The following is a 13,980-nucleotide window of genomic DNA, read 5'->3' as shown; positions in this document are numbered from 1 at the left end:
ACAGTGATGTTCAGCAGTGTTCAGCGTAAATGTATCAGCTACAGATCCCCACCAGTGTTAGCAGCAACAGTCAGCAGCCCTATCCAGATCCCGATCGGATCCCTCGGCGACCCCCCGAGCAGTTGCGGGATCGGCTGATCGTCTCCGGCCTGCGCTACTACGGTTATACCGGCCTTGATGAGGCGGAACGGGCTTCGGGGCAATGGTTTGAGGTGGATTTCGAGTTGTGGGCGGATCTGCGCCCGGCTGCTCTCAGCGGCCAACTGTGTGATAGCCTCGACTACCGTTCTGCAGTGGCCGGGATTGCGGAACTGGTGAAAAGCAATCAGTTTGTGCTGATCGAGAGCTTGGCGGAGGCGATTGCCGAAATGGTGCTGCGGGAGACAGGGGCCAGCAAAGCTAAGATCCGATTGACCAAGTGTCATCCCCCGATCCCGGAGCTGACGGGGCGGGTTACTGTGGAGATCGTTCGTCCCTAGAACTTCTCTTAACCCTTTCCTACCGACCTTGTGCTTGCTCTAGAACTTGCTTCTCGTACCTCTGAGGACTGGATCGAACAGGCTACCCGGCACATCGATCTGGTCTTGCTAGACCACGCCAATTGTGAGAAAAAAGCAGCGGGCAACGCCCTCAGCTTGCTGTTTCGCTACCCGGCTAACGGGCGTTTGGTGGAAACCCTCTCGCCACTGGCGCGGGAGGAGCTGCAGCATTTTGAGCGGGTGCATCGCCACCTGCAACGGCTGGGGATCCCCATCAAGCCCTTGTCGGCTGCGCCCTATGCCGGTCGTCTGAACCAACACCTGCGCCGCTCCGAGCCGGAGCATCTGTTGGATACCCTGCTGGTGGCAGCCATCATTGAGGCCCGCAGCCACGAACGCTTGGGCCTGCTCGGGATCCACGCGCCCGACCCAGAGCTGCGGCAGTTTTATCTCTGGCTGGCGGCTGCGGAGGAGCGCCATTGGCAGCTTTACTTGGATTTGGCGTTGGAGCAGTTTCCCGCCGATCAGGTGCAGGAGCGGCTCGATACTCTACTCCAGGTGGAGGCCGAGATCTTGTCTTCCCTTCACCCCGAACCCCGTGTTCACAGCTAGCCCCACTCCGTTTCCCCCCGCGGTGCAGCTCCCATGTTCCAAGCGACGCGGCAGTGGTTGGCCTTCTGGTATACAACGGTTACGGCAGTGTTGCTGCTGTTGTTTGCCGGCAGCTTCTATTGGTACGTGCAGTCAACCCTGATCGAGCGGGTGGACGATACCCTTGGCCATGTGGTGGAAATTGTCGAGCGGTCTTTGGTAGTGGATGAGAGCCTCTTGGATCCGCAGCAAGCCCGCCGCAGCTTGGAGGCCAGCTTTCGGGATGATCCCAGCACCCTAGAGGACGATCACATCGACTTGGAGTGGTTCGGCCCTCAGGGAACGCTCATCTGGTCCACGGTGCCCGGCGGGATCCCTGCCCCCCTGTTGACCGAGGGATCCCTGCACACTGCCCGTATCGCCCCTGGGTATTGGCTGCGCCAGTTCACCGAGCCGATTGTGGCCGGTGGGAAGCTGCTGGGCTATCTGCGGGTCAGCCATCCCTGGTTTGAGGTGAGCAAGCCAACGCGACAGTTGATCCGGGATCTTTCCCTGTGGGTGGTGGCCGGTTTGACGGGTGTGGGAGCCATCGGCTGGATGCTCTCCGGTTTGGCCATGCAACCCATCCGGCAGTCTTATCAGCAGCTCAAGCAATTTACCGCCGACGCCTCTCACGAGCTGCGCAGCCCCTTGGCCAGCATCCAAACCGCGGTACAGGTGGCTTTGGCAGATTCCCAATTGGATGCCGACACCCGGCAGCGCTGGCAGATGGTGGAGCGGTTGTGTTTACGGCTGGGTCGTCTGGTGGATGACCTGCTGTTTCTGGCCCGCCACGACAGCGGTATGGTGCCTTTCCAACCCCGTTGCTGTGCGCTGGATGCTCTGCTGCTGCAGGTGGTGGAGGAGCTGCAGGGCCTGGCCAACCAAAAACAGATCCGCTTGCAGCTGGAGATTGCTGCCCCTGAGAGCGGGACGGAACCTTCTCCCGCCCAAGTGGATCCCTTTGGCTTTTGGGGAGATGAAGATCAATTGGCCCGCCTGTTTACCAACTTGATCGAAAATGCCCTTCTCCACACTCCCCCCCAAGGAGAGGTGCAGGTGAGGCTGGAGCAGCGGCTGCGCTCTGGATCCCCAGAGCTGGTGGTACGGGTACAAGATACCGGGCCAGGGATCCCGCCTCAGGCTCTGCCCCATGTGTTCGATCGCTTTTATCGAGCAGATCCGGCTCGCAGCGGGGATCCCGGTCGCCTCTCGGGGTCAGGTTTGGGGCTGGCGATCGTCAAAAGCATTGCCCAACAGCATCAAGGTCAGGTGCAGGTGGAGAGCGAGCTGGGCCAGGGATCCAGCTTTGAAGTTATTTTGCCCCAGCGGCAGTTGGAAATCTGTACCCCAGAGAGAGTCTAAAAGTGCTCTGGAAAACAGACAGCCCTCGGTCAATATGCTAGCTTTAAGCCAAGATTGACTGAGTCTTTATTCAGAACTGTATTAAGAACCGTATTGGCCCAGTTGAACTGGATTTTTGGGTACTAGAGATCTTTCCTTTCCAGATTTAAGAACTTCTCTTTTTCCCGGATAAAACAGCAGAGATGGGATCAGCTCCCAGGCTCTTGCCCTTCTCAGCCGGCTGCTGAGCTGTTGATTGGGTGATGAGTGAGTGCAGTCCGCCCGCGCAGCCCCACAATTTCCCATTGAATCCTGTGCCAGGAAAACGTTATGTATCGCTTCCAGGTTCGTGCCATCACCCAGCCGGGCGAGAGAATTGCCTTGGTGGGATCCAGCGCAAAATTGGGCTCCTGGGATCCCTGCCATTGCATTTGGCTGCAAACGGATCCGACTCGCTATCCGCTGTGGTGGGTAGAGTTGCCGTTGAGCCCGGCAGATGGCGCGCCCGGCCCGTTGTTGCCCTATAGCGGGTGTTCAAAAGAAATCCCTCGAGTAGAGTACCGGTATCTGCGCGTGCAAGCCGGTGGGCAAGTGATTTGGGAATCCACCGCTGTCAATCGCTGGGTGCCCCTTGAACCAGAACCTTTACCGGCAGTTTTGATTGTCGAGGATGGGGAGTTTGGCCAGATCCCTGCCTATCCTTACGGCTATTTTGCCGATCCCATTCCTGAGGTCGAACCGGAAAATCCGCAAGGGCTAAAAGTCGTCATTTTGGGCAGCTCCGTTGCCCTGGGGTGCAGCGCTTGGCTGTTGCGAGGTTGGGCTTGGCTGTTGCAGAAAGCTCTACAAGAGCGCTATGGCCATCAAGTGCGAAATCTCTCCCAATTGGGGGCCAATGTCAGCCGAACTCTGTTGCGGTTTGAGCAGGCGGTGATCCCTGAACGTCCTGATGTCGTTATTGTTGCCCTGTCCTTGGGAAATGAAGGCTTGGTATCGGCCTTGCCCCAGCATCGCCGCGCCCTGCAGAGGCGGTTTGAAAACGGCCTGCAGCGGCTAATTCAGCGAATTCAAGACATTGGAGCCTTGCCAGTTCTGGGAGGGGTTTATCCCCATGCAAACTACGGCCCAGAACAGCATCTTCTTTTGCAAGAAACTCAGCAAAGAATGCTCAGCTGGGGATGCCCTGTGTTCAATTGGCTGCCTCATTTGGAAGATGGACAGGGCCGCTGGAAACCAGACCTTGCTTTTGACCCAGCTCACCCCAATTCCAAGGGTCATCAGGTCATGTTTGAGGCCATCGATCTCTCTCTTCTGGATCCCAGCCAAGTTAGTTCAGCTCGTAGAAAGCTTGCTCAACCCGTTGGAGAACGGGTCGTTTTTGCAGATGAGCATGGTTTTTGGGTGACTGCAGAAACAGGCAAAAACCAATTTCGCATCGTGAATATAACTCCCTACCCTTACACCATCACGCCCACTTGGCAACCTTTGCAAGCCGCTTTCCAAAAAGCAGGTCTACAGCCGGGTCTGTATATTGGCAAAAGCGATGAAAGGCTAGGGGATGCTACCTTATATTCCCTTTCCGTACAAGAAGATGGTTCGGTGCAAACCACCCTCTCCGTTCCTGCAGATGCCGATCTGGTCTTCTCCCCAATAGCTCAGTTCTTTTCCTCGGAATCAGTAGAAACGATCTTCGAGGATGGATCGTTGATCCTTCTCAAGCTCAGTGGATCCTCAGAAGGCTCTTCTAATCCCATGCCTCGCCTGTGCGTGATCAACCAGAGCAGTCACGAGTACAACATCCACCCCATGTGGAAGGAAGTTCGGGCCGCTCTCAAAGCCATGCCGATGGGTGTTTACGAAGATCCGAGCCACCGGGAAGCTCTCTTCCGCACCTTGATGATCGGGGAAGGCGGCCTCGAAAGCCGGGTAAAGGCTGCTCCCGAATCGGTCATGCTGCTGGAATACACCTGCAAATTATCGGATATTCATCGTGTTGCCATTGTGCCGTTAGGGGATCGCTGCGCGGTGCGAATGCTGCTCTACAAGTTGGAATATGACGGGCCTGCCTTTCCTTTTGATTTGACACGCACCAGCAATTTGGCCGATGTGGCCGATATGATCCACAACGAGTTTCAGGGCATGTGGGATCCGCAATATTTGCACTACAGTCCTGAAGATCGGCGAATTTACCACAGCAAGTGGACGGGCCTCTCCTTTGGCCATGAAGTGGAAGAGGGGGAAGATCCACTTCAGAATATGGATCCCATCCATGAGCGAATGCGAACTCGCTACACTGCTCGCGCCAAGCGTTTTATGTATGTTTTGGAAAAAGCCGATAAAGTCTTGTTTGTGCGCACAGGGGGTTGCCGGCGAGAGGCCGTTGTTGACTTAATGGATAAGCTGGCGGCTAAGCGCAGGGGCAAACCTTTTCTGTTGCTGATTGTTTCTCCTCAGTCTTCTGATGAGTTTGCCGGGATCCCCAATGTTATCCATTATGAGATGGAGTTAAATCCCGACCGCATGTGTGCAGATCCTGAGCATTGGAAGTACTGCACAGGGGTAATGAGAGATATTCTCCATTCTTTGGGGGTCTCTACCCGAAATCTTTTCTGGTGCCCTCCACAACTGTAGCCGTTCCAAGGTTTCACTGCAATTCGAAAGAATGATCGCTGCTGCCCAAACGCTCCGCGCCGCTTCCGCGACCACCCCCAACTCTTCTCCCAAAGGGACTCTGAGGTGTTCAACTCCAGAAAGCTGATGATCGGACTCGAACCGACGACCTGCTCATTACGAGTGAGCTGCTCTACCAACTGAGCTACATCAGCAGGGCTTTGAAGTGAGGACTGGATAGGAGAATCCGCAGACCCACCGGTGGGCCTATCGATTCTAACTCATCCTTGCCTTGCTCGGGATCCCCAGCGCCATAGCCCCAAAGATAGCCCCAACGTCAGCCACGCCAGCCAATCCCCCGCGCGATTGTAGAAAGTTGTCTCAGAACGCCGCTTCACTTCTCCCGTAATCACCCCCCGCTGAAAGATGGGGCCAACCTGCTGGAGCCGACCTGAGGGATCCACCACCAGATTGCCGCCTGTGTTATTGACAAACACCACGCCCCGCCGATTTTCCACAGCCCGGAAAACCGAGAGCTGGCCATGCAACATCGGCCAGTGGCTATTACCAAACCAGCTATCATCCGAAATCACGATCAAAGACTCGGCGCCGCGACGGGTTAAAGTTCGGCTGGGCGCAGGCAAGACGCTCTCCAAGCAGATCATCACCCCCAAAGGCCCGAAAAGCTCCCCTCCGTCCAGAGGCCGATAGCCATCGGGTGAAGGCACGTAGCGCCCCGACTCGAAATAGGGAAAGATCCACTGCTTGCCAAACCAATCCAGTAAGTTGCCCCGGGCGTCAAGCAATAGGGCCGTGTTAAAAAATCGCTGCTCTGGCTCCGGCAAATGGGCTGTGCGGGGATCCGACTCTGTTGCCCCCGTAATCAAAGCGCCTTCCGGCGGCAGAATCGCTTGCATTGGCTCGATCACGTAAGGCTCTAGGCCGGTATTCAGCAGCCGTGCCCGCAGCGCCCCCTCCGGCCAAATCACCAACTGTGCCCCAGCAGCCACCCCCTGGGCAGAAAGCTGATGCAGCTCCCGGTAGCGCTCCAGGCGGTAGTTCCAACTGCGATCGGCTTCCAGCCAAGCCACCTGCTGCACCGCCGCCACCCGAAAGTCAGGATCCCTGTTTTCGACGGCCAAGGCATCGAAGTCGGCCAGGCGTGCGCTTCCATAGGCCAAGACCAGCCCCGTCAACCCCAGGCCGCAGGCGAGCGTACCCCAGAAATCCCTGTTCCTGAGCATCTCACCCAAAACGTTTCTCAGGGATCCCCCAGCCGCCTGCCACCGGCTAGAAATCTGCCTGGCCATCTGCCAAAGAACCCCATTGACGAACACGGCATAGAAGGTAACCCCCCAGATCCCCGTAACATCGGCTACTTGGATCCCGAGGGGCCAGTCGAACAACAGGGATCCCCAGTGGAAAGGGATGGGCCACCAGAGCAAGCCCAACAGCCCATCCAAGCCCGTCCAGACCGTGGCCAAGCCCAGCGGACGTGCCCAAACCGGCAGGGGACGACTCAGTTGCAAACTCAGGAGCGTAGCAGTGGTGAAAAAGAGGGGGATCAGGGGAGCCACCACCACGCCCCCCAGGATCTCCCAGGCGCTCAACACCTTAACCGAGAAGGGATCCACCCAGAAGGCATACAGGCAAACCCAAAACCAGAGGCCATAGGCCAAACGCCACCGCGCCCACCCTTGCCGTTGCTCGCACAGGCCAAACAGCAGGGCTAAGCCCAGCAGCGCTCCCGGAAACCAGTGCCACCAGCGGTTGGGGGACCCCAGACAGAGCAGCAGGATGGCTAGACCCATCAGCCAGCGGGATCCCTCGCCTGGGTTTCTCTTTTGGGGCAGATCCTGCCGTTGAGTTGAAGATTTCAGTTCCAGCTTCATCACCTCAATAAAATTCAGCCTCTTCGGGAAACCCCACGGGGATTGAACACGCCCCTGCCGACGGATCCTCTCCAGAGTAGCGCTCTCGCAGCAGCCGGGAATATCTCCTGGAGCACAGGGCTCCTACTGCCCGAATCTGAAGCTGTGTTAACATTTTGCATAACTTCAGGGGGCTGGTGCCTCCCGGCTTGGGTTAGGGATCCCGTCAGCGGTGCGCGGCACTATGGGCAAGGTTTTGGTTTTGAATGCCTCCTACGAGCCGCTCAACATCACCAGTTGGCGCAGGGCAGTCGTTCTTTTGCTTAAGGGCAAGGCCGAGCAAATTGAGCACAATGGCCGAGTGGTGTACGGCAACATTCCCTTGCCCACTGTCATTCGTCTGCGCCACTATGTCCACGTTCCCCACAAGGAGATCCCACTTACGCGCCGCAACGTCCTCTACCGGGATGGGCATCGTTGTCAGTACTGCGGCTGCTTCGGCGAAGATCTCACCCTGGATCACGTGATCCCTCGGTCTCGTGGCGGCGGGGATACTTGGGAAAATGTGGTCAGTGCCTGTGTGCGTTGCAACGTGAAAAAAGGGAACCGCACCCCCCGCGAAGCCGGTATGCCCCTGCTGCGCCAACCCCGCCGTCCCCACAGCACTCTTTACTTTGAAATCTCCAAAGCCGTCGGCAGTGGTTCCCATCGAGAATGGTCTAAGTACACCATCGGCCTAGAAGGGGATCCCCAGGAGGAATCGTTGGACAGCCCAAGCTAGACGGGCCGCCTAGGGATGGACTTCCGATACAGGGGCAGCTTTGGAAATGGGGGGAGAAGTGGTGGCCGGGATCCCGGTCTCGATCCACCGGTGAATCAGGGCATTGACCTCTTCGGGGCGCTCATCGTGGGGGCAGTGGCCAGCCTCCAGGAAGTATTCCACTGCTTGAGGGTAGTGGGCCCGGTACAGCTTAGAGCGTTCCCGAGCCCGCATCCAGGGATCCCGTTCTCCCCAGATCAGCAACAGCGGGCGCACCAAGCTGCACAGCAGCTCATCTACATAGCGTCCCTTCTGCCCACCTCGCATCAAGGCCACAAACACATCGGCAGCCCCCGGATCCTGGGTGGGGCGATGGATGGCCTCGACCAGCTGATCGGTCACGGCTGCCGGGTCGTAGTAAACCTGCTTCAGCTTGGCTCGGATCACGTGCGGCTGCCGCAAATACTGAAACAGCAGGTAAGACACCAGGCGCTGGCGCAGGCCCCAGCCCACCAATCCGCCTATCCATTGCCGCCATCCAGTCGGGGATCCCTTGAGGGTGGAAAACCCACCTGCCCCATTCAAAAGCACCACGCCCCGCACCCACTCCGGCCACTCCGCCGCAAAACTGAGCACCACATAGCCGCCCAGGGAGTTGCCGATCCCCACCACAGGCCGACGGATTACCTGTTGGCAAAAGTCCCGCAGCTGATCCCGCCAGATTTCGGCGCGGTAGTCCCAGTTGGGCTTGGCGGAGCGACCGAAACCCAGCAAATCGATGGCGTACACCTGGTAGTGTTGAGCCAATTCGGGAATGTTCTTGCGCCAGTGGTCGGTGGAGGCTCCAAAGCCGTGCACCAGAAGCAGAGGCTGCCCCTGCTCACCCTGTTTGACGTAATGAACTGACTGCCCCCGCCAGATCCACTGCGCCGAAATGGGAGTGGCCGATGCCGATGTCGAAGCCATAGGAGTTGCTTGTAAGCCTTTCTTAATTCTAGGTTCTTTGCAGCTACTCCGGGGGGAAGCCCACCCTCTACGGGCAACGTAAGAGCAGTGGGCCTGTTAGACATAACCTCTGCTTTTTAGGCTTTGTATCACCAGGTCAATACATTCGGAGATGCTTTGCTCGGCAGTTTTGCACACCACCTCCGGCTGTTCCGGCGGCTCGTAGGGATCGTCAATACCGGTAAGGTGCTGGATTAAGCCTGCCCGCGCCTTTCGATAGAGGCCCTTCACATCCCGGCGTTCGCACACCTCCAGGGGGGCATCCACAAAGACTTCGATAAAGCTGCCAATATACTGCCGTACCTCCTGCCGTGCTGCCCGATAGGGGGAAATGGCCGACACCAGCACAATCACCCCGTGCCGAGTCAGCATCTCCGCCACAAAGCCGATGCGGCGAATGTTCTCCTCCCGATCCACTTTGCTGAAGCCCAGACCCTTGGTGAGATGTTGCCGCACCACATCTCCGTCGAGCACCTCCACCGGCAGCCCCCAAGCGCGCAACTGCTGGGCCACGCCGCAGCTCAGGGTGGTTTTGCCCGCCCCGCTCAATCCCGTAAACCAGACCGTTACCCCCCGCCGCGACATCTGTCTGTTTGCTTCTGTCTGTTTGCTGTGGATCCCTGAATCTTTGGCCCTGCCAGAATATCATCTCCAAAAGCAGGGTGGTACACTCGAAACACGGCTTGCGCCAGCCCCAAAGCGCTCCGCGCCGCCAACACGACAGCAATCTTTTACCGGCCATGTCTCCTCTAACTTCGCCTCTTGCCAGTGCCCCCTCGGGATCCCCGACAACTGCCGAGCTGTTTGCCGAGCATGTGATGGCCACCTATGGGCGCTATCCCCTGACCTTGGTGCGCGGGCAGGGGTGTCGGGTTTGGGATGAGCAGGGGCGGGAGTACCTGGACTTTGTGGCCGGCATTGCCACCTGTACCCTGGGGCATGCCCACCCGCTGTGGATTCAGGCGCTCACCGAGCAGGCACAACAGTTGCACCATGTTTCCAACCTTTACTACAACCAGCCGCAGGCACAACTGGCTCAATGGCTGACCCAGCACTCCTGTGCCGACAAGGTGTTTTTCTGCAACTCAGGGGCGGAAGCCAATGAGGGAGCCATTAAGCTGGCTCGCAAGTATGCCCACACGGTGCGCGGGATCCAAGATCCGATGATCCTCACCGCCCATGCCAGCTTCCATGGCCGCACCCTGGCCACCATTACCGCCACCGGCCAGCCCAAATACCAAAAAGACTTTGCCCCTCTGGTGCCCGGCTTTGATTACGTTCCCTACAACGACATCGAGGGCACAGCAGCGGTGTTGGAGCGCTGGGGCGAGCGGGTGTGTGCCGTGCTGTTGGAGCCGTTGCAGGGGGAAGGGGGGGTTGTGCCGGGGGATCCCGCCTATTTTCAATGGTTGCGCCGGATCTGCAGCGAGCGGGGCATTCTGCTGATTTTGGATGAGGTGCAGGTGGGCATGGGCCGTACTGGCATGCTGTGGGGCCACTGTAACCTGGGGGTGGAGCCGGATGTGTTCACCTTGGCCAAGGGCCTGGCCGGTGGGATCCCCATCGGGGCCTTGTTGGCGAAAGACTTTTGCGCCGTGTTTCAGCCGGGGGATCACGCCAGCACCTTTGGGGGCAACCCCTTGGCTTGTGCGGTGGGCCTGGCGGTTTGCCGCACGCTAATGTCGGAGAGTTTGGTTTGGAATGCCCAGCAGACAGGGGTGTATCTGCGTCAGGGGCTGTCCCGCTTGGCGGAGCAGTTTCCGCAGCTCGTTGAGCAAGTGCGGGGCTGGGGCCTGATTCAGGGCTTGGTGGTGCGCATCCCGGCGGCTGAAGTGGTCAAGGCAGCCATGGACTGCGGGCTGTTGTTGGTGCCGGCAGGATCCCAGGTGGTGCGCTTTGTGCCCCCCCTGATCGTCACCCCGGCAGAAATTGACGCGGCTCTAGCGATGTTGGCATCGGCTTTGCAAAGGTTGGCCGCCTCTCTTGGCCATTCCGGGGCAGCCTAGCCTCGCCAGACTTGCCGCAGAAATGCCTGCAACTGCTGTCGGGCAGGGAGCTCGTGGGGAGCGGGATCCCTTGCCTGTTCCAGAAGGGGCAATACCTCCTCCGCATAGGCCGGGACAAAGCCGGCAGCAGGCCAGAGCAAATCCGAGGTGGCCCGCAGGTTGAAGACTTGGGATCCCTGCCTGAGCAAGAGAGGTCGCACCCAGAGCAATGCTGGGGATCCCGCCGCAAGATTGTGGAGAGAAGCCTGAATCAGCTCCACATAGAGGGTGGCTTGCGGCCCTGGCAGGGCGAGGATGGGACGGGGTGAGGGTGGAGTGCTGCCCACCTCCACCGGGGCAGGCAAAGGGCGGCTTCTGAAAGGGATATTCTCCACAGAGCCACATCGGGCGGGCAAACGAGGCAACAGGGTCATGCAATCGTTAACTGAAGACGATATGGACTGTACTGATCCTAATCGATGGCCTCCTTACTTTTCTTTGGCAGGCGGGTTGGCCGGGGATCCCGTCTTTGCGGACATTTCGTGAACCCGATCTTGTGGCATGGTGCTAGGTAGCTTTCTGATCAGACTTGGACGGATCCCGCCATGATGCACACTTTTGTCCCGCCCCACCGCTTTTTCCCCTACCTGACCTGGACAGAGATCCAGGCCATGCCCGATAAAGAGAACGTGGTGATCATCCAGCCGGTTGCCTCGATTGAGCAACACGGGCCCCACCTGCCCCTGGTGGTGGATGCCTGCATCGGCACGGCGGTCATCGGGCGCGCCATGGAGAAGCTGGAGCCTGAGATCCCGGCCTATGTTTTGCCCACCCAATGCTACGGCAAAGCCAACGAGCACTGGCATTTCCCCGGCACCATTACCCTCTCGGCCCAAACCCTGATGGCGGTGCTGACGGAAGTGGCAGAGAGCATCTACCGAGCTGGGTTTCGCAAGCTGGTATTCCTCAATTCCCACGGCGGCCAGCCACAGGTGCTGGAGATTGTCGCCCGCGATCTTCACCAGAAGTATGAAGATTTCATGCTGTTCCCGGTGTCCGTCTGGCGGGTTCCCCACGAAGGGCGAGAGCTGTTTACCGAGAAAGAGCGGGAATTGGGTATTCACGCCGGCGATGGGGAGACCAGTATGCTGATGCACCTTTTGCCCGATACGGTGCGAACCGACCGATTGGTCTGCGAATATCCCCACGATCTGCCGGAAAACAGCTTGCTCAGCATGGAAGGGCGGATCCCTTTCGCTTGGGCAACTCGCGACCTCACCCAGAGCGGAGTTTTGGGCGATGCCACCGCCGCCACGCCGGAGAAAGGCAAAGTTTTGGTGGAGTCCATGTCTGACGGCTGGGTGCGGCTGATCCGAGATCTGCACAGGTTCCAGCAGCCCAAGGCTTGGCGCAAAGCCCCGCTGCCGGTCTAGGGATCCAGGCAAAAGACCTACGGCCTGCTTTGTGAAAGGCTTTCACCAGAACTGGCCGACCAAGATACGACCTGCTGACGCGATCAGGGCAGCTTTTTGCTGGGCTGCTGCAAACTCTATCTGCCCAATGGGAAAGGGTGATACCTTGGCCCCAGAACACACCCGTTCTGGTGGAAATGGGGTGGATTTGGGCAAAGTTCACCTGGCCACTGCCCATGAGGGTATGGATATCTTCATCGCTAACGGTCAGGAGCTACAGTCGAAGCGGCAGTACCCGGAAAGCCGAAGGGGAAGCTGGCCCAGTTGCTGCGTTGCAGGCAAAAGGGTTCGCGGCGGTATCGCCGACTGGTTCGTCATCTTTCCTGTCGGGCCCAAGCTGTTCGCCTCTGGCGGCGGGGAGCGCTTGAAAGAATCCTCGCCCTCTGGGTCAAGACTCAATTAACCAACGGCTCCAGCCCCCGCAAACACGCTGCCAATGCGGCGCATTGCCTCTTCCACGTTGGCGCGGCTGTTGAAAGCGGACAGGCGCAGATAGCCCTCTCCGGCGCTGCCGAAGCCAGAGCCAGGGGTACCCACCACATGGCAGGTGTGCAGCAGCTTGTCAAAAAACTCCCAACTGCTCAGCCCATCGGGTGTTTTCACCCAGACGTAGGGGGCATTCACGCCGCCATAGACTTGGATCCCCACTTCGGCCAACTGCTGGCGAATGATGCGGGCATTTTCCAGGTAAAACTGCACCAGACCTTGCACCTGCGCTTGCCCCGCTTCGGAATAGACCGCCTCCGCCCCCCGCTGCACAATGTAGGACACCCCGTTGAACTTGGTGGATTGACGGCGATACCACAAGCTCCACAGATCCACCCAGGATCCATCGGCAGCTTGCCCCCGCAAAGACTTGGGCACCACCGTAAAGGCACAGCGGGTGCCGGTAAACCCAGCGGTTTTGGAAAAGGAGCGGAACTCGATGGCACATTCCCGCGCCCCTGGAATCTCGTAAATGGAGTGGGGGATCCCGGGCTCGGTGATATAGGCTTCGTAGGCGGCATCGAACAGGATCAGGGAGCCGTGGGCACGGGCATAGTCCACCCAGTTTTGCAGATGCTCCCGTGTGGCCACTGCGCCTGTGGGGTTATTGGGGAAGCAGAGGTAGATCACATCCACCTTTTGGCTGGGCAGGCTGGCGGTGAAGTGATTTTCGGCAGTGATGGGCAGATAGACCAGGCCCTCGTATTCGCCGCGTTCGTTGGCCGGCCCCGTATGGCCCGCCATCACGTTGGTGTCCACATAAACCGGATAGACAGGATCCGTGATGGCGATGGTGTTGTCGTGGCCGAGGATATCCAGGATGTTGCCGCAATCGCACTTGGAGCCATCGGAGACGAAGATCTCGGAAGCGTCGATATCGCAGTTGCGGGCCTGGAAGTCGTGCCGGGCAATGGCCTGGCGCAGCCACTCGTAGCCCTGCTCTGGCCCATAGCCGCGAAAGGTGGCCCGTTCCCCCATTTCCTCCACCGCCTGGATCATGGCCGTTCGACAGGCTTCCGGCAGCGGCTCGGTGACATCGCCAATGCCCATTTTGATAATTTGAGCTTCGGGATGGGCGGTGGCAAAAGCCTGCACCCGCCGGGCGATCTCGGGAAAGAGATAGCCGGTCTTGAGCTTGAGGAAGTGGTCGTTGATCCTGGCCATGGAGGTTTGCCGAAGAGGAGGTCATCGGCTTTTCAGTGTAGCTGTTCGCGCTAGCGGGACGGAGCCCTTAGCCGGTTCCAGGCCAGAACTGATACATTTACGCTGAACACTGCTGATCATTACTGCTCAGCGGTGAAGCGATAGCATTCTGTCCATTTCCGAACAGAAAGGCGG

The 13,980-nt window shown here is 58.6% G+C and carries 12 protein-coding genes and 1 tRNA gene; 7 read left to right on the top strand and 6 right to left on the bottom strand.

The features are described from left to right. Positions 1 to 29 precede the first annotated feature (29 nt). The 4 genes from folB to NW843_RS10715 all read left to right on the top strand — a co-directional run bounded on the left by folB (position 30) and on the right by NW843_RS10715 (position 5,084). Positions 30 to 479 (top strand): dihydroneopterin aldolase, encoded by a 450-nt coding sequence (gene folB, locus NW843_RS10730; protein ID WP_414413808.1) that lies wholly within the window; start codon positions 30 to 32, stop codon positions 477 to 479. A 30-nt stretch (positions 480 to 509) separates the two neighbouring features. Continuing rightward, positions 510 to 1,091 (top strand): tRNA-(ms[2]io[6]A)-hydroxylase, encoded by a 582-nt coding sequence (locus NW843_RS10725; protein ID WP_414349667.1) that lies wholly within the window; start codon positions 510 to 512, stop codon positions 1,089 to 1,091. 33 nt (positions 1,092 to 1,124) lie between these two features. Next, the gene (locus NW843_RS10720; protein WP_414424544.1) at positions 1,125 to 2,474 is read left to right on the top strand and encodes a sensor histidine kinase; all 1,350 of its coding nucleotides are present in this window, start codon (positions 1,125 to 1,127) and stop codon (positions 2,472 to 2,474) included. Between the two features lie 309 nt (positions 2,475 to 2,783). Further along, complete coding sequence (locus NW843_RS10715; RefSeq protein WP_414522926.1) at positions 2,784 to 5,084, top strand: DUF1796 family putative cysteine peptidase; 2,301 nt, start codon at positions 2,784 to 2,786, stop codon at positions 5,082 to 5,084. 121 nt (positions 5,085 to 5,205) lie between these two features. On the opposite strand, the gene NW843_RS10710 is transcribed toward NW843_RS10715, so the two are convergent. Together NW843_RS10710 and NW843_RS10705 are read right to left on the bottom strand one after the other, a co-directional pair. Then, positions 5,206 to 5,278 (bottom strand) — tRNA-Thr (locus NW843_RS10710). A 66-nt stretch (positions 5,279 to 5,344) separates the two neighbouring features. Continuing rightward, a complete protein-coding gene (locus NW843_RS10705) occupies positions 5,345 to 6,955 on the bottom strand; it encodes a nitrilase-related carbon-nitrogen hydrolase (protein WP_414522925.1) in 1,611 nt (536 codons plus the stop codon). A 223-nt stretch (positions 6,956 to 7,178) separates the two neighbouring features. On the opposite strand from NW843_RS10705, the gene NW843_RS10700 reads away from it, so the two are divergent. Next, entirely contained in the window at positions 7,179 to 7,715 is a 537-nt protein-coding gene (locus tag NW843_RS10700; protein WP_414522928.1) for an HNH endonuclease, read from the top strand. 9 nt (positions 7,716 to 7,724) lie between these two features. Here the strand turns inward: NW843_RS10700 and NW843_RS10695 are convergent, their stop codons facing one another. Together NW843_RS10695 and cysC are read right to left on the bottom strand one after the other, a co-directional pair. Next, positions 7,725 to 8,660 (bottom strand): alpha/beta fold hydrolase, encoded by a 936-nt coding sequence (locus NW843_RS10695; protein WP_011433031.1) that lies wholly within the window; start codon positions 8,658 to 8,660, stop codon positions 7,725 to 7,727. A gap of 96 nt (positions 8,661 to 8,756) precedes the next feature. After that, on the bottom strand, positions 8,757 to 9,317 hold the full coding sequence (gene cysC, locus NW843_RS10690; RefSeq protein WP_414522927.1) for an adenylyl-sulfate kinase: 561 nt from the start codon (positions 9,315 to 9,317) through the stop codon (positions 8,757 to 8,759). Positions 9,318 to 9,439: 122 nt separating this feature from the next. On the opposite strand from cysC, the gene NW843_RS10685 reads away from it, so the two are divergent. Beyond that, the gene (locus tag NW843_RS10685; RefSeq protein WP_011433033.1) at positions 9,440 to 10,705 is read left to right on the top strand and encodes an aspartate aminotransferase family protein; all 1,266 of its coding nucleotides are present in this window, start codon (positions 9,440 to 9,442) and stop codon (positions 10,703 to 10,705) included. Here the strand turns inward: NW843_RS10685 and NW843_RS10680 are convergent. Next, positions 10,702 to 11,118, bottom strand: a complete 417-nt coding sequence (locus NW843_RS10680; protein ID WP_414522924.1) for a hypothetical protein — start codon at positions 11,116 to 11,118, stop codon at positions 10,702 to 10,704. The genes NW843_RS10685 and NW843_RS10680 overlap by 4 nt on opposite strands. A 174-nt stretch (positions 11,119 to 11,292) precedes the next feature. On the opposite strand from NW843_RS10680, the gene NW843_RS10675 reads away from it, so the two are divergent. Beyond that, on the top strand, positions 11,293 to 12,117 hold the full coding sequence (locus NW843_RS10675) for a creatininase family protein (protein ID WP_414409532.1): 825 nt from the start codon (positions 11,293 to 11,295) through the stop codon (positions 12,115 to 12,117). Between the two features lie 438 nt (positions 12,118 to 12,555). Here the strand turns inward: NW843_RS10675 and NW843_RS10670 are convergent, their stop codons facing one another. Continuing rightward, positions 12,556 to 13,806 (bottom strand): LL-diaminopimelate aminotransferase, encoded by a 1,251-nt coding sequence (locus tag NW843_RS10670; protein WP_414522923.1) that lies wholly within the window; start codon positions 13,804 to 13,806, stop codon positions 12,556 to 12,558. Positions 13,807 to 13,980: the final 174 nt, after the last annotated feature.

Source organism: Synechococcus sp. R5-12 (assembly GCF_047502655.1).
Lineage (GTDB): Bacteria > Cyanobacteriota > Cyanobacteriia > Thermostichales > Thermostichaceae > Thermostichus.
Note: the sequence above shows the minus strand (reverse complement) of the source record. Positions and strands in the feature narration are given on the sequence as shown.

Bases quoted from the DNA above. Each gene is read 5' to 3' on its own strand.
- folB (WP_414413808.1), top strand. From the start codon at position 30: ATGTATCAGCTACAGATCCCCACCAGTGTTAGCAGCAACAGTCAGCAG.
- NW843_RS10720 (WP_414424544.1), top strand. From the start codon at position 1,125: ATGTTCCAAGCGACGCGGCAGTGGTTGGCCTTCTGGTATACAACGGTT.
- NW843_RS10715 (WP_414522926.1), top strand. From the start codon at position 2,784: ATGTATCGCTTCCAGGTTCGTGCCATCACCCAGCCGGGCGAGAGAATT.
- NW843_RS10705 (WP_414522925.1), bottom strand. From the start codon at position 6,955: ATGAAGCTGGAACTGAAATCTTCAACTCAACGGCAGGATCTGCCCCAA.
- NW843_RS10700 (WP_414522928.1), top strand. From the start codon at position 7,179: ATGGGCAAGGTTTTGGTTTTGAATGCCTCCTACGAGCCGCTCAACATC.
- NW843_RS10695 (WP_011433031.1), bottom strand. From the start codon at position 8,660: ATGGCTTCGACATCGGCATCGGCCACTCCCATTTCGGCGCAGTGGATC.
- NW843_RS10685 (WP_011433033.1), top strand. From the start codon at position 9,440: ATGTCTCCTCTAACTTCGCCTCTTGCCAGTGCCCCCTCGGGATCCCCG.
- NW843_RS10680 (WP_414522924.1), bottom strand. From the start codon at position 11,118: ATGACCCTGTTGCCTCGTTTGCCCGCCCGATGTGGCTCTGTGGAGAAT.
- NW843_RS10675 (WP_414409532.1), top strand. From the start codon at position 11,293: ATGCACACTTTTGTCCCGCCCCACCGCTTTTTCCCCTACCTGACCTGG.
- NW843_RS10670 (WP_414522923.1), bottom strand. From the start codon at position 13,806: ATGGCCAGGATCAACGACCACTTCCTCAAGCTCAAGACCGGCTATCTC.